Below are 256 nucleotides of genomic sequence, written 5' to 3'. Positions count from 1 at the left end.
GTCAAGTCCTCATGGCCTTTATGTCTAGGGCTGCACACGTCCTACAATGGCACGGACAAACGGACGCAATACCGCGAGGTGGAGCAAATCCTAGAAACCGTGCCTCAGTTCGGATTGCAGGCTGCAACTCGCCNNTGTACACACCGCCCGTCAAGCCACGAAAGTTGGGAGGGCCCGAAGTCACCAAGCTAACCCGCAAGGGAGGCAGGTGCCGAAGGTCAGCTCGACAATTGGGACTAAGTCGTAACAAGGTAGC

1 rRNA gene (cut by a window edge) is annotated in these 256 nt (G+C 56.7%); it reads left to right on the top strand.

The features are described from left to right. Nucleotides 1-256 (top strand): 16S ribosomal RNA (locus B2R17_RS08825) (it extends 1,495 nt beyond the left edge of the window).

It is taken from the genome of Rhodopirellula sp. UBA1907 (genome assembly GCF_002337565.1).
GTDB lineage: Bacteria > Planctomycetota > Planctomycetia > Pirellulales > Pirellulaceae > Rhodopirellula > Rhodopirellula europaea.
This window is presented reverse-complemented; position numbering and strand designations above follow the sequence as displayed.